Here is a 26,275-nt window from a genome sequence, read left to right on the forward strand (position 1 = left end):
GCAACTGCAAAAGGCTCTTAGCAACCGTTTCTTTGACTCGCTCGACGAGCTAACAGCAGCGATCGACGCCGCTCTCGACAAACTCTCTGTTCCTAAAGTGAGTAATTACTTCTAGTGTCTACTATAGAAACAGGGGACATTCGTACTCACTCATCGAAGGAAGGCTCCGATCTGTCTTTAGACGTGATCATGTTCCACGTTCGATTCGCGTCCTTCACAGTCGCCTGAACCGGATCGTCGAGGAGTCGCCGACTACGGGCGGTGAGATCATAGATCTCTCCTTCAGACGTGACTGCGCGATCCAGAAGATCGAAAAAATACAGTTCGTATAGAATTCCCTGTGTCGCATAGAGGTTCGTCCCGAACCGATCTGCCGCTTCTTGCGGGGATATCCTACTGTGGTTCTCCAGTTTCTGAAGCAGGTCATACGCCTGTTCGGTCACAACTACGATATCGTCCGGTGTAACCTCCTCGTCAGCTTCCGCCGATAACTCACGGGATAGTTCGACAGCCGACTCGACGAGCTCGCCAAACAGTTCGGATTGCCGCCGTTCGTATTTCTCCTGTTTCGAGAGGACAAACTCTCCTTTCTCCGTCGTGACGTGCATCCCGGAGTTCTCGGCCGGACCGGGTTGTTCGAGCATTCCCATCTCATTGAGCTTCGAGAGCTCTTTCGAGATGTAGTTCGGTGTCTTGTCCAGCGCTGCGGCGATGTTCTTGCGCGTTTCGCGGTCCTCGCTACAGAGGTCGAGGATCCCCCAGTCGGTATCTGAAAGCTCCATATAGCAGTCTCCTATACCCCTATTGTAATAGTTATTATGGACTGATGTAGAATACTAATTCTACACCGAACCAGAATAGGTTTACTGTAAAACTTTATAAGTAGCGAAGCCATAGCGGGGGGTAGACACGATCTGACGGGCCCAGAACGAAGGTGGCGTCGGGACGAAGTGAGCGTCCCGCGCCTTTGGGTCTCTCGTCGTGCAGCACGAGGTGAATACAGTATGCGACCCAGCTCAACGTACGCGTTAAGGCTACTAAAAGAACCGGGAAGTCACCCAACTCACGGTGGTGATCGATGAGCGAAAACGGCGACAACGCTTCTGATACTGCCGATCAGGAGCCTGACGCTGATGCCGACACCACCGATGACGAGGAGGTGACTCCCGACCAGCAACTTGCCGAGATCTGGACCAAGTACGAGACTGAACTGCGGGACTTGGACGGCGGGCAGGGAACGCGGAAAGCAATCGAGATGATCGAAGAGATGTCGGCGATCCAGGCCGACGTCGAGGTGAATGGTTCCGACAGCGGTGACCGGATCGAGTTGATCATCGAGGGGTACGTCAACCAGATCGCCGACCGAAAATCGTACCTCACTCGCACCTCGCTCAAGGAGATCTGGGAGGAGGAGGTGAGCCGTGCGAAGTCCGCAGCGAGCGTGGACGACGAGCTCCCTACGCAGTTCTGTCCTCTCATCAGGGAAACGCTGGAAAGCGTCGAGAAGAAGGTCACGCGCGACAGCGACTCGTCCGAGGCCGAGTACACGCTCGCCTTCGACGACGGCCGAGACACGAACTTCTCCGTCCCGCGTGGCAGCCTGTTCAGCGAGAAGAAGTTCTGGGAGGCATACACCAGCGCCAGCGGGCAGTACCCGCTTCGACCTGACTTGGAGGATGCGGAGTGGGGCAACTTCATCGGGTCAGTCATCGAACCACTGGAGGAGACGACCTGGGAAGACGGCCCGCGAACCACCGCGTTCTACCAGCTAGAGAATCTCGTGGCGAGCTCGGTCGCGTACGGCACCCTCTCGGACGCCGTCGAGCATGGAGGTGTGTACGTCGATGATGAGCCTCCGAATCACACGGAAGTCTGGGTACTGCGGGAGGACATCGCCCGAATCCTGCAGACCCACGACATCTCGGACCGCGCGTTGCAGATCGAGATCTCCTCCCGAGACGCGCACGCCGCAGCCGCTCGGAACGATCCCGACGACGAGGACAGCACTGGCGGCGGTGAGTCCGTCAGTTACTCAACGCACGTGAACGGGCTGTGGCAAACGTTCTGGCAGCTGGACGCCGACTCGTTCGACGAACCAGACGCGTACGTCGAGGATCCAGACGACCGCCGAGACCGTGAAGACGCGGCCATCGACGCAGCGACTGGGACGAACACAACTGGCGACAGCAATGAGGCGTCCTCCGATAGTGTGGATGAGGACAGCAACGATGATGGTGAGTCGAATGACGACGACAACGATAACGAGGTAGACCACACTCCAGGTGAAGGCCACTCCTCCGAGGCACATGACGAAGATGAACGGCGTGACGACGCTGTCGGTAGGAGTGCTGATGATCAATCTGAGGATGTCGGTGACACTATTCGACCAACAGAAACAGGAGACGGCGAGTGTACCGACCGTATAGACGAAACAGACAACGATTCGAACGACGACTACGGTATTACTGGTCGGTACGGGCCGGGTAGTGACGAAGAGGACGGAAACGGAGGTGAGTCAGATGCGTGAGGGGGACTCGCTGCCCGAGTGGTGGAGTCGTGCTGTTGCAGCTCCGGGCGAAGTGCTGTCGATGCCCGACGGCTGGGAAGATATGGCGCTCCCGCTTGACCTCGTCCGCCGGCTCCCCGAAAAGTTGCGGAACGCGGTGATTCGGGAGGGCGACGTCCATCCACCGACCGACAGCGTGCGCCTCAATGGACCGCCGGGTACCGGGAAGACTACGCAGATTGCCCTCCGGTTGGCCGTCCTCATCGACGTCGAGGGCATCGACCCGGCGGAGATGACCGTCGTGACGTATCGGGTCGATCTCGCGGACGCGGTGAAACGTAAACTCCGTGCGTGGGGCGTCGTTCCCGACGACGCCGAACTGGAGTTCTTCTGCACGATGCACGCGGCAGCGAACAGAGCGACCGGGCTGTTACAGCGCGATCCGCGAGAGGCAGTTCGTGACGGGAACCTCGGAAACGCGATGGGCTACCGCGAGCGGGCGTTCTACTGCAAGAAGCAGGACATCCAGTTCTACCCGCCGAAGAACCGGCCGTGGGAAGACACGCGCGGCCAGTTGCTGCTCGGCCTGTTCGACTACATGCGGAACAACCTACTGGACCCGACGGATGAGGCGGACGTCCGACAGTGTCCCTCTTACGACGACTTGCGAGAGAAGTGGCCTGGCGTCGATGTCCAGGCGGAGTGGGAGAAGTACCAGGACTTCAAGGCCCAGCGCGGCTGGCACGACTTCTGGGAACTCCTCGAAGCAGCGCTGGACGGCTCGTCGCTCCCGCCGACACGGGTCGTGGTCGTCGATGAGTACCACGACGCGACGCCCTTGATGGCAGCTGTCGCCGAAAAGTGGTTCGAGCACGCGGATACCGCCATTGCCGCCGGTGACCCGCTACAGGTGGTCAATCAGTACGCCGGCTCCCATCCCCGGTTCTTCACGGAGCGGTTGGACCACCTGCCGGAGATCCTGCTGGATAGAACCTACCGCGTCGGTGAGGAGCACTGGCAGTCGGCCACGCGGATGCTCCAGAAAGAATTCACGCCACCACCGGTCGAGCGCACCGGTCGGTCGGAGCTCCTGACGTACAACGCGCCGCCGATCAAACCGCCGGAAGGCCGGACCAGTGACTGGACGACGCCGAGTGAATCCACGCCCGGGTCGCCAGCGTGGCTGTACAACGAGTTCATCGCCGACACGGAGCGGTCGATCCTGTACCTCGCCCGAACGCGACGATGGGCGCGGGGCGTGTCGGTGGCGCTGGATCGCGCCGGCATCATCCACGACGGCCAGCGCGGTCCCGGCGGCTGGGGATGGGACGGCCATCGCCTCGACGTCTTCAATGCGCTGAAGAAACTGGAGCGGGTTCCGGCGACGTACGGCGACGCACACCACGGCCGCGGACTCGACGAGTACGCCACCGACGCCGCCGACGCAATCAACCTCCGGTTCACAGCCGACGAGTTCGCTGAACTTCTCGATCACGCCAACGCGCGGACGCTCACCCTGTCCCGTGACGACGCTGAGGACCTGGCTGCGGAACATCGCCGCGAGGAACGCGTGGCGACCATCCGTGACGTCGAGGAGATAGCGACGTCGGAGTTCTGGCAGGAGTACACCACTGGTGCTGCGAGCGTGAAGCGGCTCACCAAGGGCGACCTGACCGATCACGACCTGAAGGCACTCCGTCGAGCACTCCCGCGGTACGACGACGTCGTCGAAGACACGCATCACGTTCGCGTCCTCACCATCCACGCGAGCAAGGGAGCTGAGGCCACGGACATCTGCTGTTTCGATGGAATCACAGGGAAGATCGCACGCGAGATGGATCGGTCGGAGGAGACGCGCCAGAACGAAGCTCGAACGTGGTACGTCGGCCTGAGCAGAGCATCAGAGCGACTGCACCTAATGTACGACGCCTTCCCTGGATCCATCGATCATCTGCCGGGGAATCTCGCGCCGCAGGCGGCGGCGTCCGCTCGGCGGCAGGCGAGCGAAGCGATGACGGACGGGGGTGCTGACGACCGATGACAACGGAGAGGAGTGCGTCGACACGGCCTCCAGACACGTCGGCGGTCACGGGGAGTCCGGTACGCGTTGACGAGATGACTGACGAGCACGTCGTGTTGGAGCTACCTGACTCGGTGCACGACGCCGACCGTGTGATTCCACAGGACCTGATCGAGTTCGGGCAGACGGCCCGGAACTGGTTCTGCTGGGATCTGGAACAGAAGCAACCGCGTGCCCCGTTCAACGACGGCTATGCAGGGACAGTAAAGTGGGGTCGGGATTCGGTTTCGTGGGACAACCGAGTTGGTGGACGGTTCGGCGACGTGATGGAGGCGCTGAACGGAACGGTGAACGGCCACGTCGATCCGACGTGGTACTGGGGGATGACAGACAACGGAGAGGCTGTAGAGCCGCATCCATTATACCCGATGGTGATCGTGCCCCATGCAGACTTCCAGCCCGACGACGGACCTCTCATGCTCGTCGATCTGGACGACGTGATCGACGTTCAGGACGACGGGACGGGTGTGATGACCCGAGAGGTGTGGGATATCATTCAGTCACTCGGTGGATACGCGGAGTTGTCACGGTCGATGACCGGTGCGCACGTCTTCGTGAAGGGAAGAATTCCCGGCGACGTCGATGGACGGGAAATAATGGAGGACCTGAACGATGGTGGGCAAGTCGAGATTTACGGATACCCGGCCAACGGTCGAGTGATCGGAACGACGTGGCTACACATCGAGGACACACCACGGCATGCTGTTCCCGAGGCGCAGGACGTGATTGACGAGTTGGTTGATGAGTACGTCGATGACGAGGATCAGCTGAGCGATCAGGAGCAGGCTGATGCCGTGATAGAACGGTATACGTCCCAGATCCGGGGCGGCCAGAGTAGCAGTAGTCGGTCGAAGTACTACGATCTCGATCCAGTTCCGATAGCGAACACTGGACCGTTCCGGAAATATGGGAAGAACGGTCAGGGCCCGCATCCCGTCCACGGTGCGACAACGTCCCACGACAATCCCGGGCCGGACGACAAAGATAGCACGAACTTCGGTGTCGATAGTCAAAATGGGTGGAAATGCTGGGCTCACGACGACGGTGGTGGTGCGCTCCAGTTGATTGCGGTCCTCGAAGGCATCAGGGATTGCGGGAGCGCGGCGGACGTGATGCAGGATCCGGAGGATGCGCTTCGAGTTTGTTTGGCAGCGCGTGACGAGTACAGTTCTGACTTGGATGACGCAGCTCCGCCCACAGTGGCGTTGAAAGGTGTGTGTACGGTGCAGAATCTAGACTTTCCTGACGATGGGCCTCTTGATAGTGGTACGTATGAAATTGCGCGGGGACTATTCGATGCGATGAACTTCTCTTCCAGAGATGAAGAGGAAAGGTGGTAGCTATTCTTCTTCAGGAGGATTTGGCATGCTTACCCCTTCAACGCCTTCCATAGTTTCGTCATAGAACTCCAACTCGATGGTCAGATTATCCGTTTCCGGATTAACCACTGTTGCGAGAGATTTTGTCGGAGTCCCATTTGAGTCCGCAGTTGTCATATATTCACCAACTTAGAGTGAGTTGATAAGGCTTTTGAGGATATCTACTCAGACGAGACTCCGGAATAGATTCCCTGTTTGATGGGGTGCTCATAGGCGTCTACGGGAAGCCTCGGGGTAGACCCAGTAGTTCAATGTCCATTGATTGGGGTACTGATCAGACTGCGAGTCCTCAATCCGAATTCGTTACTTCATCACCGCGGTCCACGCTCACGAAACACCTTCCCGATCTGGTCCCAGTCAGTCGAGACGTACTTCATCGTCGTGTCCAGCTTCCGATGTCCGAGAACCTTGGCCAACATGTGGACGGGGATTCCATCTCCGTTGGGATCAGCAGGGTGCGTCCCGTTCGCTGAGTGGGACGCCATTGAATGGCGAAGCGTGTGTGCGGTCACGAGCCACCTCGTGTTACCGTTCGCATCTTCGGTGATCGGCTCATTGACTCCAGCCTCCTTGGCCTGTTCTTTCACGATTCGGCTGATGTAGCTCGGCCGCATCTTCGGCTTTTGCTGGGTGAGAAAGAGGTAGTCGGAGTCGGCTGCCGGCGCGTACGACTGGCGCTGCTTCTCGACCCACTCGCGCATCAGGAAGTCCAGGTTCTCGTGGTAGTAGACGTACCGGATGTAGTTCTCGTCGCCCGCGTTTGCCTTCGCCGACGTGATCCGGATCTCGCGTTTCCCGAAATCGATGTCTGCAAGTCGAATGTTGGCCAGTTCGACTGACCGAACGCCAGTCTGATACAACAACCGCATCACCAGCTCGTTGCGGATGGCCGGCGATCCGGGATGCTCGAATATCTTCTGAACGTCCTCAGGGGGGATGGCCACGACGGCGTCGTCTGTGTCACCGCGCTGTTGGAGCACCTTGACCTTCTGTGAGGTTTGCGGGTCGATGTGATTGTAGTCGGTGTCGTCCAGTGAGACGTTCTCGGCCGGGTTGGTTTCGCAGTAGTCTCGGTTGTACGCCCAGATGTAGAACACGGAGACGGTAGACAGGAGGGAGGCGACCATAGTGTCCGCCTTGTGGAGGTTTTGGTCTACGAACTCCCGTACGTCGCTTTCCTCTGCAGTCTTGGGGTTCACACCCTGTTCCTGGCAGTGGACCATCCACTGGTGGAGGCAGGAGCGTCGGGTTTGTAGCGTTGCAGACTTCCCCTTCCCCTTGAGGAAGGCGCAGTACTTGTCGTGGAGTTCCTTGTGGACTCCCGTGAGGCCTTCCGTATCCTCGTCGGCGTCATTACTGCTCGACATAGTACACGTTGTGCGGGGAGCCATCGACGATCACGGTCTTGCTCTTCACGCGACTCATCTGCTGTTCGAGGAGCGCGAGAGCTCGGGTGACGTCGTACTCCGACGCATCGACATCTTGTGCGAGCCGCCAAGGCTGTCCCTCCCAGGCACCCGACTCCGTCGGCGATTTCTCCGATAGATCCTCCGGGGAGTCCACCCTGGGAAGCTCGTCGTGGAGTGTACTCGCCAGGTCCATCAGCTCGGTGTCCTGCTGGGCGTCGGTGGCGAGGCTAATCCGTTCGATCCGCTGGTTCACGCCCCGCAGTTCTTCCTTCATTTCGGAGATCTCCGCTTCGACGCCGCTCAGATCGACGTCAACCGGCTCCGTATCTTGGTTGGGAATGTCGGGATCGATCCCTTCTCGAAACCCGATTCGTATTAGTTCGTTCTCGACAGACTGGCGGATGAGTTGCGTCAGCGAATCGTACCTGCCCGTCTCCTCGACGGCGCGCTTCCAGTCCGACTTGAGTTCGGGATCGAGCGCGATGTTGATCTGGTCTCGTCCGTTCCGGGGCATGCGCTGACGCACTCCGGCCGGCTACATAAGCGTTTATAGAACAAAGGTAGAACTTCCCATAACATGCGCCAGATGTTCGGCTGAGCCGCCGCGAATCTGACGACGACCGGGTCCGTTACGCCCGGTTCTTCGATACCGTATTCTTTCACAGCGAAGTACCCGACGAGCCGCATCTATCTCGGTCGTGTGCCTCGGCGTCGGCGAGAGAGACTGACAGTGATGGCTACCCGGAGCACGGACCGACCGGAGTGAGTCACTCGCCGGGGCGACGACCGACAGGTCTTCGTCGGCGAGGCGTCTACATCCCGGAACCGAGGCAGTCGGGTCGGTGGAGACGGGACCATGCAACGCGACCACACACGTGACGAGATACTCCCCGCACAGGTGACACTCCACGTCGGGGCGGAACTGGAACTGCTCGACCGGGCGTGCCACGCCCCACGGTCGACCGAACTCGTCGTCGCGCCGGTCGAACTGCACCAGCGGAACGTCCAGCGACGGCTCCGCGAGGCGAGAGCGCCCAAAGACGCCTTCGAGTTCGACGACCCCGTCGGGCTGAGCCGCGACGTCCTCCGAGCGAGCGACGCGTCGACGGCAGCTATCGACCGCATCGACCGCCTGACGCTCGTTCGAGCGATACTCGACGAGTCGGCGTCTGCGTCGCCGACCGTCTCCCTGCCCGTCGGCACGCCGTCCGGAGACCCCCAGTACGTCGAGCAGATTCGGACAGATGTAGAGCGAGCGACCAACTTCCACCCCGAGCGCGTCGCGGCGTGGGACGACGCGGCCGGGGAACTGGACGCACCTATCGACGCCGATACAGCGGCACTGCTGGAGACGGCACTCGACGTCGAGCGTGCCCTGAGAGCACGGACGGAGGAGGCCGTCTCAGAGACCGAACTCGTGCGTCGGGCGACGCGGGACCTCGCGGCGACGGACGGGGCGGCATGGGCGGCCGCCTACCCCGAGATACGACGGCTCTCGCTGGTGGGGCTGAGCAGCGTCTCCGCGGCGCTCGCGGACCTCCTCCACGCGCTGGTCGCGACGACGACGCTGGAGGTCCACGTCTACTTCCGGGAAGGGACCGGGGCGTACCTCGAAGGGCGGTTCCCGTCGCTGCTCGGTGTCGAGGACCCTGGTCTGGAGGTGTTCGAGTGACGGGGACGGACCGGGCCGCGCTCGCGCGGCCGCTCGACGCCCCCGACGTACCCGTCGTAGAGATGGCATCCCGGACCCGGCGGGCAGAAGCGCGAAGCGTGATGGCACTCGTCGCGGCGCTCAGAGAGCGCGGTGTCCCGGTCCGTGACCTCGCCCTCGTCGTCCGCGACCTGGACACGTACGAGGAACCGCTGTTCAGGGCGGCGATGCAGTACGGCGTCACGCCAGTGTTCTGGACACAGCTTCGCGTGACGCGAACGCGGCCGTACGCGCTCGTCGAGTCGGTCTGTGACGCGCTCGCCGCCGAGCGGGTCGACCGGCGGACGCTGCTCCGGCCGCTGGAACACCGCTGGACGCCGCCCGCGGGGGCAAGCGAGGAGTGGCCCGTCGAACCGGCGACCGTGCAGCGAGCGAGAGCGGCCCTGCCCGACGGCGCGCGGACCGTCACGGAGTGGGAAGCAGTGGTGACGGCGAGCGACGCCGACGAGCGAGTCGCGGCGTTCGTCCAGTGGCTCGACGAGGCCCCCGAACCGGACCCGGCGGCGGTCAGCTCCGTCCTCGGCAGGGTCGTCGAGGCGTACGCCGACCACGCGCTCCCCGAGACGAAGGCCGCCGACACGCCCGCACTGCTGGAGACGGAGACGGAGGCGCGTGCGGTCGTCCGGGTCCGGACCCTCGTCAAGCAACTCCGGGGGAAGTTCGCGGAGCGACTCGAGGACGGTACCGTCGACCGGTCGTGGGCCGACGTCGCCGAGTTGGCGTCGGTCGTCGCGACACAGCGGCCGGGACGCCGGGAACACTCGAACGCGCGTGCCGTGGACGTCCTCGAAGCCAACGACGTGTGGGCGCTCGACGTGCCCTACGTCGTCGCCCTCGGCCTGACGGCCGACGAGTGGCCACGGGCGACCGAGTCGACGCTCCCGCCGGAGTTCCAGGAAGCGGTCCTCCGGGGGGCCGGCGAGACGTCGACACTCGCACCGAGTGCCGCGTGGACCGACGGCCGAGACAGGGACCACTTCGCGGACACGCTCCGCGCCGCCGCGACCGGCGTGGTCCTGACGCGACACACCGAGACAACCGGCGGTGAGACCGTCCACCCGTCGCCGTTCCTCGACCGTCTCGACACAGACGCCGTACCGACGGCCCAGATACAGCGGCTTCGGAGTTCCGAACGGACGCTGCCGGAGCGGATACGTGCGCTGCTCCCCGAGACGACGGAGGACGCGACGGATGAGTGAGGAAGCCGGTACCGAGACGGACACGCCGATTCGTCTGCGGAACGCGCAGGCGGCGATTCGGGACGCGTACTTCGACCACGACTGCGGGCTGTTCACGCTCTCGTGTGTGCCCGGGGCCGGCAAGTCGACGGTCGCGTATCGCATCGCGCCGGAGGACATCCTTCGGCGCTACGTCGCCGGCGACCCGACCCCGGAACAGCACGTCGCCGTCGTCTCGTTCAACCGCGACGAGGCGGCCGACATCGTCCCGGCGCTCTGCGACCAACTCCGGACCATCGTCGAACACGACCTCTCGCCGGTCGCGTCCGAGGTGTCGCCCGCCGAGGTGGAGGTGCTGGTCCAGCGCATCCAGCGAGCGCCGTTCGTCGGAACCATCGACAGCCTCCTCCGGGGCGTGCTACGGGAGTTCGTCCACGACCTCGGTTTCGACGGGATGCCGTCCGTGGGTAACGAGGCGCTGTTGCGGCGGGTCCACGCGGACTGCTACGACCTCCTCGCGTCCGACCCGGCACACGCGGCCCGACTCGACGCGCTCGACGCGGCGTACGAACCGGGCGAGTACGTCGACGGCGTCGCGGAGATGCTCGAACAGGCCATGACCTACTGCCGCGACCGACGGCTCTCGACGGCCGCGTTCGGGCGGGAACTCGAGCGGACCCGGGCGTCGGTCTACGAGGGGCGACCCGACTCGTTCGAGGACGTCGTCGCGGCCGTCGAACGGGCCGTCGGCGACGACGCGGCCGGGGACGACGTGCGGGCGGCAGTCGACGGCGAGGACCGGGACCGACTCGTCGCCGCCGACCGGACCCTCTACGACGAGTGGGGGGCCCGCATCGAGGACTTCCGTGCGCTCCTGTCGGCGTATCGGGCGGCGTATCGGGACCTGACCCGCGAGTACGGCGTCCTCTCGCACACCGACGTGGCCTTCCTCGTCACCGCGTACTTCGACGGGAGCCTCGACGACGAGTGGGCGGACGGCGTCGACGACGACCACAGACGGCGCGTGCGCCAGCGGTACCGCGCCCGGTTGCGGAGCGTGATTATCGACGAGGCCCAGGACGTCTCCGAGATTCAACACGCGGCGCTGTCACACCTCGTGGACCCGGAGATGCGGGTCTTCGCCTGCGGCGACGTGTTGCAGTCTATCTACCGCTGGCGCCACGCCGACCCGACACTGTTCCAGTCGGCGACGACGGACGGCGAGTACCTCGGCGTCGACTGGACGACCCATCGCAACGAGACGGCGACGACGACGTATCGGTGCGTGCCCGACGTGGCCGAGGCAATCGAGTCCGTCGCCGCGCCGATGTTCGGCGACCCGGCGCGGGGCGACGTCGGCGACGTAGAGACGGCGTTCCCGTCGCTCGACCCGGCACGGGACGGGACTGACGAGACAGCGGTCCACGTCGCCTCGTTCTCGAGCACCCACCGGCCGGGGTCGGCCGAGTGGGTCCACCCCGAGGACGGCGGCGGCGAGGCCGACGTGCTGGCGACCCTTCTCGCGAAAGGGCTCGCAGACGGCACGTTCACCGACGACGACGGCGAACCGCTGGAGGTCACCGTCCTGTTCCGCCGGCGGACGCGGATGCGCGACTACGAAGCCGCGTTCGAGGCCGCCGGACTGCAGGTTCGCAACGCCGGCGAGCCCCTGTTCGCCCACCCCGCGGTCGAGGCCGTCTTCGCCGTCTGCGAGTGGCTCGTCGACCCCGGGTCCCCGGAGCGGACGCGCGAACTCGTGACCGGTGGCGGCCTCGGTCTGGCCGCACTCGCCGACGTGTTCGAGACGCAGGGGTGGGACGTCGACGCGGTACTCGGGGCCGACGCCGAACGCTCGGCGGCACAGGAGCGGACGCTCACCGGACTGCGACGACTCCGTGACCGCCGCGACACCGTCGAGATGCGACCCGCGGCGACGTACGTCGAAGACGTGGTCGAACGGCTCTCGCTCCGGTCCGACGCGAACGACTGTCTCCCCGACACCGACGACAGCCAGCGCGTCGCGGTCCTCGACGCGCTCGTGGAGACCGTCTCGGAGTGGGAGACGGACGAGCAGTACGGTCCGCAGGCCCTCGTCGACCTCGTGGCGCCGTTCCGAGCGACGCCGAGTGACGGGCCGACACGGCCCAGTGCGTCGGGGTCGGCACACGACGTGACGTTCCGGACGATACACCGGGCGAAAGGTGACGAAGCCGACGTCGTCGCCGTGGCCGACCCCGGCTTCGACCTCTGGACGCAGGGGCCGGTCCACCAGCGGTTCCTCACGCAGGGGCCGGTCGCCGGCCTCGCGCCCCCGACCGATACCGACGTCCCGACAGACGTCGACGTCCCGCCGTTCGTCGGGGGGCTGTACGCGCCCGACAGCGGCCTGACGCGGGACGTGGGCCTCCGCTGGGCGACCGCCCGGTGGGCCGACACGGTGACCGCTACGGCGGCGAGCGACGCGCTCGTCGGCCCGGACCGGTTGCAGCGAGTGGTCGCGAACGAACTGGCCGAGGCGTGGCGACTGCTGTACGTCGCGCTGACGCGTGCGCGGGACCACCTCGTCGTCCCGCTCCCGCGGTCGCTGCCGACCGACCGCACGCGCGACCGGTGGATAGAGACGCTCCGCGACGGGCTCTGCTTCGACGGTGGCACCGACTCGTACACGTTCCCGACACGGCGTGGCGAGCTAGCCGTCGGCGTCAACGACGTGGACGCGCTCGCGACCCGAGCGCGTGACTCGGGGCCGGCGCCGGTTGCCGACGTCGCCGTGACGCCGCCCCGCCGTGCTCGCCTCGAGTCGTGGGTGCCGCGGTTCCTCAACCCCAGCACGATGTACCCGCTCACCGAGGACCCCGGCGCGCACGTTCTCGCCCACCTGCTCGGGGAGCCACTCCACACGACGGCGAACGAGGTGGCCGAGGACCTCCCGCTCCACTTCGACGCACTGGGCCCCGAGGAGGTCGGGACGTGTCTGCACGACGCGGTGACGCGACTCGTCGCGAGCGACGTCCCCGAGAGCGACCTCCGGGCCATGGACAGCGCAGTCCGTGGCGTGTTCGACGACGTGGTCCGCGAGACGGCACCCGCCGTCGGCGACGCCGAACGGGCCGGTCTGTGGCGCTTCTTCGGCGACGTCGTGGCGGATCTCCTCGCGTCGAGCCTCTGGGAACGGCTCCAGCGCGCCGAGTGCGTCCGCGTGGAACACCCGGTCGACGGCCTCGTCGAAGTCGGCGACGTCGAGGTAGAGGTACACGGCGAAGCCGACTTCGTCCTCGACATGCCCTCCGGCGAGCGGTACGTCACCGACGTGAAAATCGCGCTCGCGGCGCCGACTGCGGAGACGCGGCGGCGCTACGACCTGCAGGTGTCGGCGTACGCGTACCTCTTCGAACGGGAGACCGGGGCCGCGGAGTCGGTCCGGCCGACTATCGAGACGCTCGGCATCGCGTCCGAGACGGTCACACCGTCGTGGCCCCCGGAAATCGTCGAGCGGCGCGTCGAGCGCCTGCTGGAGTGACCCGGGCCGCCGATGCAGACAGCCACGTCGGCTTCGACCGCTCAGGTCGAGGGCGTCGGCGTCTCGTTGGTCGGCGTGACCGTCCCGTTCCCGGTCGGACCGTCGTTCGTGCCGCCGCCGTCGCCGTCCGTCTCGGTCGCCCCCGGGAGGCGCTCGGGTGCATCCCCCGACACGAGGAACGAGAGGAGGTTCCCGACGAACACCTCGTTGTCGGCGTCGTACACCTCCGACCGTTCGAGCAGCGTGGTGTCGGCGACGAACACGAGGTTCTCCGTGCGGGCGACGGTGGGGTACTGGCCGGCGCGGCGGGAGTCGAGCGTCCGCGTCCCCGGGACGGACTGGTACACCACCTCGGCGTCGCTGGTTCGGCGGACGACGACGTAGCCGCCGGCGTCGAACGTGACCGTCTCGGCGCCCTCGGTCAGCGGGTCGTCGCCCCGCGGCGAACTGTAGATACTCTTGAAGTTGTTGTCGTTGGCCGAATCCTCGACGTTGAACAGCGGTTCCGCGCCGATGCGGACGCCGTAGGACTCGGTCAAGTTGTTCGCTCCGAAGGAGACGGTGGTGGCTCCTCCACCGAACAGGCCCGTCGAGACGCGCGACTGGGTCGGTTCGGCGAAGACGACCACGTGGCCGCCCTCGGCGGTGAAGTTGCGGATGACCGCCCGTTCGCCGGCGGAGAACCCCTCGGTCGGCTGGACGACCAGGAGGCCCGACCGGCCCGCGAGCGTCTGGTTGTACTGCTGGTCGCTGTCGACGGCGTCGGAGAACGTCACCGTGTGGCCGGCCCGGAACGCGGCTTCGACGGCGGGTTCGAGGTCCGACTCCTCGAACTGGTTGCCGTGGTCGGCGTCGACGAGGATGCGAGCGTCCCCGCGCTCGACGGCGATGCGCCCCGTCTCGGGGTCGACCTCGGGGTTGACGCGGTCCGGTTGGAACTGGGCCGGGGACTGGCCTTCGATGCCAACGCCGTCGGGTGTCCCGACCGTCCCGCCGACGGCGAGACCGAGCAGCGCCGTCCCGCCGACGAGCAGGACGGCGACCACGATGTACGTCGCGACCAGCGTGACGACGCGGCCCTCAGTCATAGACGTACACCTCCCCGTCGGAGGCGTTCCCCGCAGGGACGCCCCAGACGGCGTAGTACTCGACCGGGCGCTGGAACTCCTGCTCTCGGGTGTCGTCGGGCCGGTCGACGTACACCACGTCGCCCTCGACCCGTTCGACGCTCCCGCCCAGGACGAACACCTGCACGGGGCGCTGCGTGTCGGCGTAGACGACGTCGTACTGGTCGCCCTCGATGTCCGGGGAGAGCGCGGCGGCGCGTTCGATGGCCGTCCCGACGTCGCCGATGCGGTCGGCGAACCCGTTCTGGACCGCGCGCGTGCCGAGGTACGTGCGGCCACTGGCCACCTCTGACCGACTCAGCGTGAGTTCGTCGCCGCGGTGGCGCAGCACCGTCCCGACGAACGCTCGCTGGAGCGTCTCGATGTCCTGCCGGAGGCTGTCGATGCTTATCTGGGCCTTGTCGGGCCCGGAGCGGACGAACTGCTCTTGCTGTCGAGCGGTGTCTTCGATAGCGCTCCGGGGAGCCTGTACGATGACGCCGATGCTCCCGACGTTCGAACTCGGCTTGACGACTATCTCGTCGGCCGGCGAGATACCGAAGTAGCCGCCGGACGCGGCGGTCCCTTCGACGTAGGCGACCACCGGCATCTCGCTTGCGGTCCGGTTGACCGCCAGGTAGAACTCCTCGCTGGCGTCGACGGGACCGCCGGGGCTGTCGATGCGGAGGACGACCGCGGCGACGGAGTCGTTGCCCCGTATCTGTCTGAGTCGCTGCGTGACGGCGGCGACGTTGGCGTCGGTGGTCCCGCCGCGCAAGGTGACGACGGCGACGTGCTCTCGGTCACCGCCCGCGCTCGCAGTCACGTCCCAGACGACCGGACCCAGAACGACCGCTGTCACGACGGCGGCGGTGACGACGACCACGTACGCTGCCGTGGTAGCTGGTGACAATTTCATGTACGATGACACTATCTGGCGTAGGTGCCACCGGACGAATAGCTTTGGGGAGTGGCGAAATCAGCGACGACGAGCGAGCAAGCCGGCCACGAGGAGTGCCACCAGCGTGACAGCCACGCCGAGTCCGGGGCCGGACCCACCGGTCGTCTGGCCGTCGGTCCGTCCCTCGGCGTCCGTCCCGGCGGCCGAGGACGGCGTGGCGGAACCACCGGACGCCGGCGTGGACGCATCGCCGACGGTGACAGTCGCCGACGCGTCGCCGGCCCGGACCGTCTGGTCACCGGCCGACTCGAACCGACGGACGAACGTCGTCTCGGTCGTCTCGCCGGCCGCCAGCGTGACGGTCCGGTTCGTCGTCGTGCCCGCGCCGTCGAGTCGCACCGTCTCGGTCCCCTCCCGACGGCCTTCGTTGGCCACCGTGACGGTGACTTCGACCGGGTCACCGACGCCGGCCTCGGAGACGTTGGTCCGGACGTCCGTCACCGAGAGCGCCGGGACCGGCACGCCGACGGTGAGTTCGGCGGGCGCCGTGGTCGTGACGTTGTAGACGTGCCGGCCACCACTGGTCTCGACGAGCGTCGTGTTCAGAGCGGTCACCGCGCCCTCCTCGACTCGGTACGCCGTCACCGATTCGGGGTCGGCGTCGCCGAGCGTGGCCCCGGCGACGCTGAACGTCGCCGTCACCGTGGCGTCGGCGGCGGTGTCCGTCGCCAGCGTGCCGACCGGCCTGACGCCGACGACGACGCGCGTCGTGTTGTTCGGCCCGGCCACGCGGAGGATAGCGGGCGTCGCGCTCGGCGCGACGCTGAGTCGTTCGTAGGTCAGGCCGTCGTCCGCCGCCCGGGGCGTGACGCCGACGGGGGTGTCGTCGGTCGCGGCGACGCTGACGATGGCGCTCCGGCCGTCCGGTCGGTCGATGCCGACGGTCGGACCGCTCGGTTCCGGCGGCGCAGCGGAACCGCCGCCCCCGCCACCACCGCCGCCTCCACCACCGCCCGCCTCACGCTCGTCGGCGTCTCGGTCCCCGCCGGAGTCGCTCCCGCCGTCGTCGCCGTCGCTCTGACCCGAGTCCCCACCGCTCGACCGTGGCTGCACCGTCACGGTCGTCGAGTCGGTATCGCTCCGGTCGGCCTCGTCGGTGACGGTGAACTCGAAGGTGAGTGTCGTCTCGTCGTCGACCGAGGGGGCGTCGAACGACGGCGACCGAGTCGAGGCGTCGTCGAGCGTCACGGACGGCCCGCCGACCTGTGTCCACGCGTACGACGCGTCGGCCGCGTCGTCGGCCGACCCGTCGAGTGTCACGGTACGGCCCTCGACGACCGACCGGTCTGCACCGGCCTCCGCGACGGGGGTCGGGGTTCCCTCGGCGGTGATAGTGACCCTGTCCGTGCTGGTCTGCCGGCCGTCACTGACGGTCAACTCGAAGGTGAGCGGCGTCGGGCCGTCGGTCTGTGGAACCTCGAACGCCGGCGTCGCGCTGTCGGCGTCGTCGAGTTCGACGCTCGGCCCCTCGACCTGCGTCCACTCGTAGTCGAGTTCGTCGCCGTCCGGGTCGGTCGACTCCGTCCCCGTCAGTTCGACCGTCGTGCCGGGGTCGCTGCGTCTGTCGGACCCGGCGACGGCCGTCGGCGCGGCGTTCGTATCCTCGACGGTCACCACGACGGTGTCGGTGACCGCCTCGGCGGTCCCGTCGCTGACGGCCATCTGGAAGGTCAGCCGTCGCGTGTCGTCCCCGGCCGGCGCTTCGAACTCCGGCGTGGCCGTCCGCTCGTCGGTCAGCGTGACGTTCGGCCCGTCGACCTGTCGCCACGCGAACGCGAGGTCGTCGCCGTCCGGGTCCGACGATCCGGTCCCGTTCAACTCGACGGTGGTCTCGGGCGCGACGGAGCGGTCGTCACCCGCTCTCGCCGTCGGCGGTCGGTTGGGCCGTTCGACGGTCACGGCGACGCGGTCCGTGTCCGTGGTCCCGTTCGTGTCGGCGACGGTCAACTCGAACGCGAGCGTCGCCGCGTCGGTCACGTCGGGGGCGGCGAACTCCGGCGTCGCCGTCCCGTTGTCGGCAAGCGTGACCGACGGGCCGCTCACCTGCGTCCACCGGTACGTGAGGTCGGCGTCGTCCGGCGCGGTCGACCCGCTCCCGTCCAGTTCGACGCTCGTCCCCGGTGTGACCGTCCGGTTCTCGCCCGCGTCGGCCGTCACCGCGACCGCCCCACTCACGTCGACATCGTCGACCGTCCGGTCGGTGACTCGTTCGCCGGTGTCCTGATAGATGCCAGACCCGGTCGCGGCGACCTCGTAGCTCCCGCCGCCGGCCGTCTCCGGCACGCCGAGCGACAACTCGACCGTGTGTTCGTCCCCGTCCTGCCAGAGCCACGCGGTGCCGTAACTCGCGTCGCTGTCGCCGTCGTCCACCACCTCGACCGTCCAGTCCGCCGGCACGGTGACGTTGATGGCGGGCGCGTCGACGTCCTCTACTTCGACGGTCACGGTGAGTCCCACCGACCCGCCCGGGGCGACGCTGTCGGCCGCCAGCGACTGTTCGACCGTGACGGCGTCGTCCGGTGCCGCGACTGCCGTCGGGACGGCGACGACGGCGACGAGTGCGAGAGCGACTGCGACGAGGCGGCGTCGTGACACGGTCATCACGCCGCCCGGCCCCGTCGCAGTAGGTGGTCGCTCGTCGACACGGTGAGAGCGGGTGAACGCCGGGGCGGAGCCATCGGTGTCAGTAGGCCGGGCTTCACGCCGGTTTGTTATGGCCGCATTGTCCGGGTAAGGACCGCTTTCCCGTCTCCGTTGTACACACCTTGTAGCACGGGCCGCGAGACAAAGCTCGCTATAACAATAGCCGAATCGCCGTTAGTCGAGGGCGAATGACCGATACCCCGCCGGTTTCGCGCCGAGCCGTACTGAAGCAGGGGGCCGTCGCCCTCGCGCTCGCCACCGGTGGTCGAACCCTGGGACGGGCGCGCGCCCAGCAGCGCCACCCGTTGCTCACGACGGATTTCGAGAGCACGGACCGCTACGCCGACCCGGACGACCGTCTCGACGACTTCGAGGACCTAGACCCGTGGAGCGAGGACGAGGGGTCGCTGAGCGCCGACACGAACGAAGTCTACCGCGGGTCCCAGTCCGCGCGGCTCTCGACGCCCGCGAACAGCGACGCGGATGGCCTCGCCATCAGCAGGGAGTTCGACGAGTTGGACCTCTCGGACCGCGACCTCTCTCTCGCGCTCCGTCTCGGGGACCCGGACACCGAGCAACTCGTCGTCGAGGTGGAAGACGAGGACGGCGACTACGTCGAGATGAACCGCCGGACCATCTCGCCGACGTACGGGTGGTTCCGCATCGACCTCGGGGTTACCGACGAGTCCGGCGACCCGGACCTCTCGTCGGTCGAAGAGATACGGATTCGTTTCAACCGGGACTCCGACGCCCCCATGCTCGTCTGGCTGGACGACCTCGGGACGACGCCGCGGGTCGACGGCGGCCGGGTCGTCCTCGCGTTCGACGACGGCGGTATCACGCAGTACACCCGTGCGCTCCCGATTCTGGAGTCGTACGGCTTCCCCGCCGTCACGTGTGTCAACACCGGACGAGTCGACAGGGACGACTACCTCGGCGAGTCCGAGATGCGCGAGATGCGGGCCGCCGGCTGGGAGATCGGGAGCCACACCGTCGACCACCGGGACCTCCCGGAACTCCCGAACGACGAAGCGAGGCGACAGGTCGCCGACGCCAAACAGTGGCTCCTCGACCGCGGATTCGAGGTCGGGTCGTCGATATTCACCTACCCGTGGAGCGGCACCTCGCCGCGCATCCGCAACATCGTCAGCGACTACCACTATCTGGCGTTCACCGACGGCAGTATGCCACACGGCGCACGGTTGACCGGGCCGCTCACCGTGGGCCGCGTGTTCGGCGAGAACCGCGACCGGGTCGAGACGACGCTGGACCTCGCCGAGAAGTACGGGCAGACGGTCGTCCTGGCCTACCATCAGGTCGGAGCGGGCGGCTGGATATCGGAGTCGGCCTTCCGGGAGACCATGAACGGCATCGCCGAACGCGGGCTGGACGTCATCAGACCCTCGACGATGCTGACGGAGTTGCTCGACCCGCCGGTGACCGAAATCGAACCGCTGTCGGTCCCCCGCGTCGTCGCCCGCGACGGCGACATCGGACTCGCGGACGTCCAGCGGGCCGTCCACTGGAACGAACAGGACGCCTACGTCCCACGGACGAACGGCGAGAAGATGGACGACGAGACGCTGGCGGAGATACTCGAGATGTGGGAGAACGGCCGCTAGAACAGGCGTTCGAGCAGGCCGCGCTCGCGGTGTTTCTCCGCCAGTAGCACCGAACAGTCCACGTCGTCGACGAGGTCCATGACCAGCGACCCGGAGACCAGTCGGCGGAGCAGTCCCTCCTCCGTCGCACCGACGAGCAACAGCGTCGCGTCCTCGGCGGCCGTCGCGATAGCGGATTCGACGTCGCCCTGTTCGACGCGTATCTGGGCGTCGTCGAGGCCGTGGTCGGCCGTCCACGTCCGGAGGAACGCCTCGGCGTCCTCCGGGTCGTCGTCGGTGACGTTGAGCACCGTCACGTCCGAGTCGTACTCCGCCTGGAGCATCTGTGCCACCGACGCCGAGAGGTCCGAGTCCGGCCCACCGGCGGTCGGGAGCAGGATGTGCGACGGGTCGAACCCGCGGTCGCGCAGGACGAGGAAGTCACAGGGGACCGCCTCGGTGAGTTCGTCCATCGCGGACTCGGCGCGGCCGGGCGACCCGTGCGCGTCGGGCCCCCACCCCATCACGACGAGGTTCGCCGTGTGAGTCCGGGCCGCGTCGAAGATGGCCTCGAAGGACTTGTGGGAGATGATGGTGTGGGTCTCGACGTCGACGCCGAACGTCTCGGCGTCCTCGCGGGCCCGGTTCAGGAGGTGTTCGGACGTCTCGTCTATCTCGTCGGCCCGTTCGGCGGCGCTCGCCAGCGCCGTCTGGTCGGGGACGGTGACGATGTGCGTGGCGACGACGGTGCCGCCGCGCTGTTTGGCCAGCGCGCTGGCAAGCGTGATGAGGTCCTTCTCGTGTTCGGGGTTGGCCAGCGGCACCATCACGCGGTACTGGCCGCCGTCCGGTTGGACGCCCGCGGCGGCGCTGACGGCCGCGTCGGGCAGTTCGTCGGAGCGGGAGAGGATGTGTTCCGAGAGAATGCCCTGTTTCTCGGTCCGCGTGCGGGCGTACAGGACGTACCACAGTATCGCCGCGCCGGCGATGCCGAAGGAGAGCAACAGCGCGTCCGACGCGACGAACGCCAGCAGCGCGAACGAGAGGACGCCGCCGACGATGGGGAGCAGTGGGAACAGCGGGACGATGAAGTCGGGCGCGTACTCCTCGGGGTTCACGTAGCGCATCACGATGAGCGCGCCGTTCAACAGGCCGTAGATGATGAGGTGCAGCCCCGAGGCGGCACCGGAGAGCAGCGTCAGGTCCCCGATGACGATGAACAGCAGGATGAGGCCGCCCGTGATGCCGATAGCGCGGTACGGCGTGCCAAAGCGGGGGTGAATCTCGTTGAGCGCCGGCGTGACGATGCGGTCACGGCCCATCGCGAAGTTGATGCGCGAGGACGCGAGGATGGAGGCGTTGGCCGAGGAGGCGGTGGCGAGCAGACCACCGAACAGGAGCGCGCCGCCCATGGCGGCCCCCTGCAGGTACTGGCCTACCTCGACGACGGCGATGGGGGCCGTCTCGCCGGGCGCGAGGTTCTCGTAGAGCCCCGCGATGAACCCCTGCGGGACGGCCGCGCTCATGATGACCAGCACCAGCGCGTAGATGACTGTCACGAGGACGACGCTCCCGATGACCGCCCGCGGGAGGTTCTTCCCGGGGTCCTGTATCTCCTCGGCGACGCTCGTAATCTGGACGAAGCCCAGATAGGAGACGAAGATGAGCCCCGTCGTCTCAAGCGTCGTGACGACGCTCCGGGCCTCCGGGAGGTTCTCGGGGGCGGCCCGTAGCGTGCCGAGCAACGTGAACACGGCGAGGATGGCCACCAGCAGGATGACGATGGCGTTCTGCAGGCGACCCGTCTCCTTGGCGCCGACGTAGTTGATGAAGACGAACAGCGCCGCGCCGGCCAGCGCCACGAGTTTGACGGCGGATATCGACACCGGGCCGAATCCGACGGTGCCGGAGAGTCCGAAGATGCGAGCGATGTAGCGGCCGAACCCGACCATGTAGAACGCGCTCGCGAAGGCCAGTCCGAGCCAGTTGGCCCATCCGGCGACAGAGCCGAAGAGCGGCCCGAGCGCGTGGTTGACGTAGTAGTACGCCCCGCCGGAGCGTGGCATCGCCGTCCCGAGTTCGCTGGCAGACAGCGCCGTGAACATGGCGATGACGCCACCGAGGACGAACGCGACGGAGGCCATCGACCCGGCCTTGATGATGGCGTCGCCGGGGAGGACGAAGATACCCGCCCCTATCATCGTCCCGACGCCGATGGTCAGCGCGGCCAGTGGGCCGAGGTCCTTCGCGAGTTCCTCGTCGGTCATGTCCCGCCCTCGCCGTCTTGGTCGGCCGGGAGGACGACGACCGGCCGGTCGTTCTCCGTCACCATCCGAAGTGCGACGTCGCCCGTCGCTAACTGGACGAGTCGGTTCCCGCCCCGCGGCGTGACGACGACGGCGGAGGCGTCGACGTCCTCGGCGGCGTCGAATATCGTCTCGACGACGTCGGTGCCGTAGTAGATGTCCGTCTCGACGTCGCCGAGGACGGCCCGCGCCGCCTCGAACATCTCCTCGGCCTCCAACTCGCGCTGTTCGACCCCTGCCTTGTCCGGCGCGCCGCCGGCCTTCTCGACGACGTGGACGAAGACGGCCTCGCCGTAGGACTGCCGCGCGAGCGCGCGAGCGGACGCCTCCGCGTCGTCCTCGCTCGCGACGGGGACGACGACCCGGTCCAGCAGGTCAGCCATGGCACCGTCCCCCCGTAGCTCCCCCGTGCTGTCGGCGGTCTGACGACGTAACCGTGGCTGGCCAATGCATATCCCTTCCCAGTCGCGCAGAACCCTTAACCCTCACGTCTGTCCGGAGTCCGTGAGATGGAAATACACTTCACCCGGCCCGCTGAACGGGCCGGGTATGCACGACGCGGAGGGTCGCAGATGTACGTCGTAATCGTCGGCGCCGGTGAAGTCGGGTCGGCCATCGCCGAGAGTCTGGCCGACACGCACGAAGTGGCCGTCATCGACATCGACGGCGACCGGGTCGAGGAACTCGTCTACGACGTCGACGTACTGGGCGTCGAGGGCGACGGCGCGGACCTCTCGACGCTGGAGGACGCCAACGTCGAACGGGCCGACATCCTCATCGCCAGCACCGACGACGACGAGACGAACATCGTGACCTGCGGTACCGCGATGACGATGACGGACACGTTCACCATCTCACGGGTCAAGAGCGCGAAGTTCCTCCGGACGTGGGAGCAGTCCACCCGGGCCTTCGGCGTCGACCACATGGTCGCGACGAACCTCCTGACGGCCGAAGCCATCACGCGGGTGGTCGGTCTGCCGGCCGCCCAGGACGTCGAGACGTTCGCCGACGGCCTCGTCCAGATGGCCGAGTTCGAGATAGCCGAGACGAGCCCCGTCGCCGACCAGACGGTGCAGGAAGCCGACCGCTACGAGTCGCTCACCTTCGCCGCCATCCTCCGCGACGACGACGTCGTCATCCCGCGCGGGGGGACGGTGCTGGAACCGGGCGACGACGTCATCGTCATCGGCAGTCAGGAGAGCGTCCACACCTTCGCTCACGAGATAGCGCCCGACGTCGACGGCGCGCGGAACGTCCTCGTCGTCGGCGGGAGCGACGTCGGCTACCACACCGCCCGGCTACTGCAAGAGCGGGGTCTGAAACCCCGCCTCGTCGAGCAGGACCACGACCGCGCCCGCGAACTCGCCGAGGAACTCGACGGGACCACGGTCCTGGAGAGCGACGCGACCGACCGGGAGTTCCTCGAACGCGAACACGTCGCCGACGTCGACATCGTGGTCGCGGCGCTGGACAACGACGAGAAGAACCTGTTGGCGAGTCTGCTCGCGAAGCGCCTCGGAGCGAACCGGGCCGTGGCCGTCGTCGACTCCGGCGCGTACGTCCCGCTGTTCGAGGCCGTCGGCGTCGACGTGGCCGTCAACCCGCGCGAGGCGACGGCCGAGGAGATAACGCGGTTCACCCGCGAGCACCAGGCCGAGAACGTCGCCATCATCGAGTCCGACCGCGCCGAAGTGCTGGAGATAGAGGTCGGGCCCGAGAGCGTCCTCGCGGACCGTCCCATCCGGGACTCCGTCGGTGACCTCCCGGACGGCGTCGTCATCGGCGCCATCACGAGAGACGGCGGACTCGTCATCCCGCGTGGTGACACCGTCATCCAGCAGGGCGACCACGTCGTCCTGTTCGTCGCCGCCGAGTCGCTCGACGACGCCAGCGCCGTCCTCTGAGCATGGTCGGGTTGTCGGCGGACACGCCAACCGTCCGCGTAGAGTGGCGCGCGGCCGTCTCGCTGGTCGGTACCGTCGTGAAGTACCTCTCGGTGGCGATGCTCGCGCCGATGCTGCTGGCGCTGTACTACGGCGACGACGTGGGCGTCTTCGGCGTCACCATCGTCCTGACCGTCTTCGCCGGCATCGCGCTCGAACGCCTCGATACCGACCCGGACCTCGGGGCACGGGAGGCGTTCCTGATGGTGTCGCTCACGTGGCTCGCGGTCACCGTCGTCGGGGCGGTGCCGTACGTGCTGGCGGGGATGGGCACCGAGTCGACGCTCGCCAATCCCGTCAACGCCCTCTTCGAGTCCATGTCCGGGTTCACGACGACGGGAGCGACCGTGATGGGAAGTATCGGGTTCGAGCGCCACTCCCACGCGCTGTTGCTGTGGCGGCAGTTGACCCAGTGGCTCGGCGGGATGGGCATCGTCGTCCTCGCCGTCGCCATCCTCCCGGAACTCTCCGTCGGGGGCGCACAGTTGATGGACGCCGAGGCGCCCGGCCCCGGCATCGAGAAACTCACGCCGCGCATCGCCGAGACGGCCCGTGCGCTGTGGCTCGCGTATCTGGGCTTCACCGCGTTGGAGTTCCTGCTGTTGTACGGGGCGCACCTCGCCGGGTTCGCGCCGAACATGGACCTGTACAACGCTATCGCACACCCGCTGACGACGATGCCGACCGGCGGGTTCTCGCCGGCCGCCCGTTCCATCGAGGCGTTCTCGGCGGCGGTGCAGTGGATACTCGTCCCGTTCATGGTCGTCGCCGGCACCAACTTCGCGCTCATCTGGCGGGCCACACAGGGGAACCTCGGCGTGTTCCGCGAGGACAGCGAGTTCCGGTTCTACGCGGGCGTGATGGGCGCGCTGTCGGCCGTCGTCGCCGGCCTCCTGTTCGCTGGTCTCGGTCCCGGCCTGTCGTCGATTCCGGAACAGGTCCTCCCCATCGGCGGGAGCGTGGAACGGTCGGTCCGGCACGCGGTGTTCCAAATCGTCTCCATCGTCACGACGACGGGGTACGCCTCGATGGACTTCAACACGTGGAGCGACGTCACGAAGTACCTCCTCCTGTTCGGGATGTTCGTCGGTGGGTCCGCCGGGTCCACGGGCGGTGCTATCAAGGTGGTCCGGTGGCTGGTCATCCTGAAGTCGCTCCGGCGGGAACTGTTCACGACGATTCATCCGGAGGCCGTCTCGCCGGTCAGACTCGGGGGACGCGTCCTCGACGAACGAGCACTCCGTGGCATCTACGCCTTCACACTGCTGTATCTGGTCGTCTTCTTCGTCAGCGTCGCCGTCGTCTTCGTCGACTGCGCCCGCGTCGGCTACTCGCTGTCCGCCCTCGAAGTGATGTCCGCCGTCGCCGCGACGCTCGGCAACGTCGGGCCCGGGTTCGGCGCCGTCGGACCGATGAACGGTTACACGGACTTCGCGTGGACGAGTAAGGTGTACATGATTCTCCTGATGTGGGCCGGACGGCTAGAGATTCTGCCGGTGTTCGTCCTGTTGACGCGGGCCTACTGGCGTTCTTGATTTTTGCGGCAACATTTATTAGGAGTGTCGATAAATTGTGACTTTATGTTGGGGGCATCGTCGGTGTTCGAACTGTTAGCAGCGGACTACCGGCGGCAGATACTGCTCACCCTCTGTGATTCGGAGACGGTCGCGCTCCCCGAGGCGATTCTGACGCGCGGCACCAGTGCCGAGCGCCGGCCAGCGGTGGCCAGTGACGGAACGACGGCGATCGACTCGGCGGTCGCCATCGAACTGTACCACAACCACGTCCCGAAACTGGCGGCCGCTGGCGTCGTCGAGTGGGACCGCGACACCGGCGTCGTCTCTCGCGGCCCGGCGTTCGAGCAGATAGAGCCCGTCGTCTGTCTCCTCGCCGAGAACGAAGAGTGCGTCCCCGGCGACCTGTTCTGAGGGG

At 66.6% G+C, this 26,275-nt stretch carries 19 protein-coding genes and 1 pseudogene; 11 read left to right on the forward strand and 9 right to left on the reverse strand.

What is annotated here, in order from left to right:
* A pseudogene (locus EGH21_RS21940) lies at positions 1-115 on the forward strand (IS630 family transposase); the annotation flags it as partial.
* 31 nt (positions 116-146) lie between these two features.
* Here the strand turns inward: EGH21_RS21940 and EGH21_RS21945 are convergent.
* The gene (locus EGH21_RS21945) at positions 147-782 is read right to left on the reverse strand and encodes a hypothetical protein (protein ID WP_220620545.1); all 636 of its coding nucleotides are present in this window, start codon (positions 780-782) and stop codon (positions 147-149) included.
* Positions 783-1,078: 296 nt separating this feature from the next.
* Between EGH21_RS21945 and EGH21_RS21950 the strand changes: the two genes are divergently transcribed.
* The 3 genes from EGH21_RS21950 (at position 1,079) to EGH21_RS21960 (ending at position 5,926) form a co-directional block, all read left to right on the forward strand.
* Positions 1,079-2,527 carry an MSCRAMM family adhesin SdrC gene (locus EGH21_RS21950; RefSeq protein WP_220620546.1) on the forward strand — a complete coding sequence of 483 codons (1,449 nt, stop codon included), beginning with the start codon at positions 1,079-1,081 and terminating at the stop codon, positions 2,525-2,527.
* Entirely contained in the window at positions 2,520-4,547 is a 2,028-nt protein-coding gene (locus EGH21_RS21955) for a UvrD-helicase domain-containing protein (RefSeq protein ID WP_220620547.1), read from the forward strand. The genes EGH21_RS21950 and EGH21_RS21955 overlap by 8 nt, the downstream gene beginning before the upstream one ends.
* 74 nt (positions 4,548-4,621) lie before the next feature.
* On the forward strand, positions 4,622-5,926 hold the full coding sequence (locus tag EGH21_RS21960; protein ID WP_220620548.1) for a hypothetical protein: 1,305 nt from the start codon (positions 4,622-4,624) through the stop codon (positions 5,924-5,926).
* Here the strand turns inward: EGH21_RS21960 and EGH21_RS21965 are convergent, their stop codons facing one another.
* From EGH21_RS21965 to EGH21_RS21975, 3 genes are all read right to left on the reverse strand, one after another.
* Entirely contained in the window at positions 5,927-6,082 is a 156-nt protein-coding gene (locus EGH21_RS21965) for a hypothetical protein (RefSeq protein WP_220620549.1), read from the reverse strand.
* A 194-nt stretch (positions 6,083-6,276) separates the two neighbouring features.
* Complete coding sequence (locus EGH21_RS21970; protein WP_220620550.1) at positions 6,277-7,332, reverse strand: tyrosine-type recombinase/integrase; 1,056 nt, start codon at positions 7,330-7,332, stop codon at positions 6,277-6,279.
* On the reverse strand, positions 7,319-7,888 hold the full coding sequence (locus tag EGH21_RS21975; RefSeq protein WP_220620551.1) for a hypothetical protein: 570 nt from the start codon (positions 7,886-7,888) through the stop codon (positions 7,319-7,321). Before EGH21_RS21975 ends, EGH21_RS21970 begins: the two co-directional genes overlap by 14 nt.
* A 342-nt stretch (positions 7,889-8,230) precedes the next feature.
* Between EGH21_RS21975 and EGH21_RS21980 the strand changes: the two genes are divergently transcribed.
* From EGH21_RS21980 to EGH21_RS21990, 3 genes are read left to right on the forward strand one after another with little or no spacing between them, the layout of a single operon-like run.
* Entirely contained in the window at positions 8,231-9,046 is an 816-nt protein-coding gene (locus EGH21_RS21980) for a hypothetical protein (protein WP_220620552.1), read from the forward strand.
* A complete protein-coding gene (locus tag EGH21_RS21985; RefSeq protein ID WP_220620553.1) occupies positions 9,043-10,284 on the forward strand; it encodes a PD-(D/E)XK nuclease family protein in 1,242 nt (413 codons plus the stop codon). Before EGH21_RS21980 ends, EGH21_RS21985 begins: the two co-directional genes overlap by 4 nt.
* Complete coding sequence (locus tag EGH21_RS21990) at positions 10,277-13,783, forward strand: UvrD-helicase domain-containing protein (protein ID WP_220620554.1); 3,507 nt, start codon at positions 10,277-10,279, stop codon at positions 13,781-13,783. The genes EGH21_RS21985 and EGH21_RS21990 overlap by 8 nt, the downstream gene beginning before the upstream one ends.
* 41 nt (positions 13,784-13,824) lie before the next feature.
* Here EGH21_RS21990 and EGH21_RS21995 read toward each other — a convergent pair whose 3' ends face one another.
* From EGH21_RS21995 to EGH21_RS22005, 3 genes are read right to left on the reverse strand one after another with little or no spacing between them, the layout of a single operon-like run.
* Entirely contained in the window at positions 13,825-14,871 is a 1,047-nt protein-coding gene (locus EGH21_RS21995) for a GldG family protein (protein WP_220620555.1), read from the reverse strand.
* Entirely contained in the window at positions 14,864-15,808 is a 945-nt protein-coding gene (locus EGH21_RS22000) for a S49 family peptidase (RefSeq protein ID WP_220620556.1), read from the reverse strand. The genes EGH21_RS21995 and EGH21_RS22000 overlap by 8 nt, the downstream gene beginning before the upstream one ends.
* Positions 15,809-15,868: 60 nt before the next feature.
* On the reverse strand, positions 15,869-18,451 hold the full coding sequence (locus EGH21_RS22005) for a PKD domain-containing protein (protein WP_220620557.1): 2,583 nt from the start codon (positions 18,449-18,451) through the stop codon (positions 15,869-15,871).
* Between the two features lie 230 nt (positions 18,452-18,681).
* Here EGH21_RS22005 and EGH21_RS22010 point away from each other — a divergent pair, with 230 nt between their 5' ends.
* Positions 18,682-20,115, forward strand: a complete 1,434-nt coding sequence (locus EGH21_RS22010) for a polysaccharide deacetylase family protein (protein ID WP_220620558.1) — start codon at positions 18,682-18,684, stop codon at positions 20,113-20,115.
* Here the strand turns inward: EGH21_RS22010 and EGH21_RS22015 are convergent.
* Together EGH21_RS22015 and EGH21_RS22020 are read right to left on the reverse strand one after the other, a co-directional pair.
* Positions 20,112-22,361 (reverse strand): amino acid permease, encoded by a 2,250-nt coding sequence (locus EGH21_RS22015; RefSeq protein ID WP_220620559.1) that lies wholly within the window; start codon positions 22,359-22,361, stop codon positions 20,112-20,114. The two genes, EGH21_RS22010 and EGH21_RS22015, sit on opposite strands and share 4 nt — an antisense overlap.
* Positions 22,358-22,783 carry a universal stress protein gene (locus tag EGH21_RS22020; protein WP_220620560.1) on the reverse strand — a complete coding sequence of 142 codons (426 nt, stop codon included), beginning with the start codon at positions 22,781-22,783 and terminating at the stop codon, positions 22,358-22,360. The genes EGH21_RS22015 and EGH21_RS22020 overlap by 4 nt, the downstream gene beginning before the upstream one ends.
* Before the next feature lie 189 nt (positions 22,784-22,972).
* Between EGH21_RS22020 and trkA the strand changes: the two genes are divergently transcribed.
* Genes trkA through EGH21_RS22035 form a run of 3 tightly spaced genes read left to right on the forward strand, consistent with a single transcriptional unit; the run spans position 22,973 to position 26,271 of the window.
* Entirely contained in the window at positions 22,973-24,304 is a 1,332-nt protein-coding gene (trkA, locus tag EGH21_RS22025) for a Trk system potassium transporter TrkA (protein WP_220620561.1), read from the forward strand.
* Between the two features lie 2 nt (positions 24,305-24,306).
* Positions 24,307-25,878 (forward strand): TrkH family potassium uptake protein, encoded by a 1,572-nt coding sequence (locus tag EGH21_RS22030; RefSeq protein WP_220620562.1) that lies wholly within the window; start codon positions 24,307-24,309, stop codon positions 25,876-25,878.
* A gap of 45 nt (positions 25,879-25,923) precedes the next feature.
* The gene (locus EGH21_RS22035; RefSeq protein WP_220620563.1) at positions 25,924-26,271 is read left to right on the forward strand and encodes a DUF7344 domain-containing protein; all 348 of its coding nucleotides are present in this window, start codon (positions 25,924-25,926) and stop codon (positions 26,269-26,271) included.
* Positions 26,272-26,275: the final 4 nt, after the last annotated feature.

The sequence above is a fragment of the Haloarcula rubra genome (genome assembly GCF_019599465.1).
Taxonomy (GTDB): Archaea; Halobacteriota; Halobacteria; order Halobacteriales; family Haloarculaceae; genus Haloarcula; species Haloarcula rubra.

What these genes read in the sequence shown, in the direction of transcription:
- EGH21_RS21945 (WP_220620545.1), bottom strand. Translation starts at nt 782, where the DNA reads ATGGAGCTTTCAGATACCGACTGGGGGATCCTCGACCTCTGTAGCGAG.
- EGH21_RS21950 (WP_220620546.1), top strand. Translation starts at nt 1,079, where the DNA reads ATGAGCGAAAACGGCGACAACGCTTCTGATACTGCCGATCAGGAGCCT.
- EGH21_RS21955 (WP_220620547.1), top strand. Translation starts at nt 2,520, where the DNA reads ATGCGTGAGGGGGACTCGCTGCCCGAGTGGTGGAGTCGTGCTGTTGCA.
- EGH21_RS21960 (WP_220620548.1), top strand. Translation starts at nt 4,622, where the DNA reads ATGACTGACGAGCACGTCGTGTTGGAGCTACCTGACTCGGTGCACGAC.
- EGH21_RS21965 (WP_220620549.1), bottom strand. Translation starts at nt 6,082, where the DNA reads ATGACAACTGCGGACTCAAATGGGACTCCGACAAAATCTCTCGCAACA.
- EGH21_RS21970 (WP_220620550.1), bottom strand. Translation starts at nt 7,332, where the DNA reads ATGTCGAGCAGTAATGACGCCGACGAGGATACGGAAGGCCTCACGGGA.
- EGH21_RS21975 (WP_220620551.1), bottom strand. Translation starts at nt 7,888, where the DNA reads ATGCCCCGGAACGGACGAGACCAGATCAACATCGCGCTCGATCCCGAA.
- EGH21_RS21980 (WP_220620552.1), top strand. Translation starts at nt 8,231, where the DNA reads ATGCAACGCGACCACACACGTGACGAGATACTCCCCGCACAGGTGACA.
- EGH21_RS21990 (WP_220620554.1), top strand. Translation starts at nt 10,277, where the DNA reads ATGAGTGAGGAAGCCGGTACCGAGACGGACACGCCGATTCGTCTGCGG.
- EGH21_RS21995 (WP_220620555.1), bottom strand. Translation starts at nt 14,871, where the DNA reads ATGACTGAGGGCCGCGTCGTCACGCTGGTCGCGACGTACATCGTGGTC.
- EGH21_RS22000 (WP_220620556.1), bottom strand. Translation starts at nt 15,808, where the DNA reads ATGAAATTGTCACCAGCTACCACGGCAGCGTACGTGGTCGTCGTCACC.
- EGH21_RS22005 (WP_220620557.1), bottom strand. Translation starts at nt 18,451, where the DNA reads ATGACCGTGTCACGACGCCGCCTCGTCGCAGTCGCTCTCGCACTCGTC.
- EGH21_RS22010 (WP_220620558.1), top strand. Translation starts at nt 18,682, where the DNA reads ATGACCGATACCCCGCCGGTTTCGCGCCGAGCCGTACTGAAGCAGGGG.
- EGH21_RS22015 (WP_220620559.1), bottom strand. Translation starts at nt 22,361, where the DNA reads ATGACCGACGAGGAACTCGCGAAGGACCTCGGCCCACTGGCCGCGCTG.
- EGH21_RS22020 (WP_220620560.1), bottom strand. Translation starts at nt 22,783, where the DNA reads ATGGCTGACCTGCTGGACCGGGTCGTCGTCCCCGTCGCGAGCGAGGAC.
- trkA (WP_220620561.1), top strand. Translation starts at nt 22,973, where the DNA reads ATGTACGTCGTAATCGTCGGCGCCGGTGAAGTCGGGTCGGCCATCGCC.
- EGH21_RS22030 (WP_220620562.1), top strand. Translation starts at nt 24,307, where the DNA reads ATGGTCGGGTTGTCGGCGGACACGCCAACCGTCCGCGTAGAGTGGCGC.
- EGH21_RS22035 (WP_220620563.1), top strand. Translation starts at nt 25,924, where the DNA reads ATGTTGGGGGCATCGTCGGTGTTCGAACTGTTAGCAGCGGACTACCGG.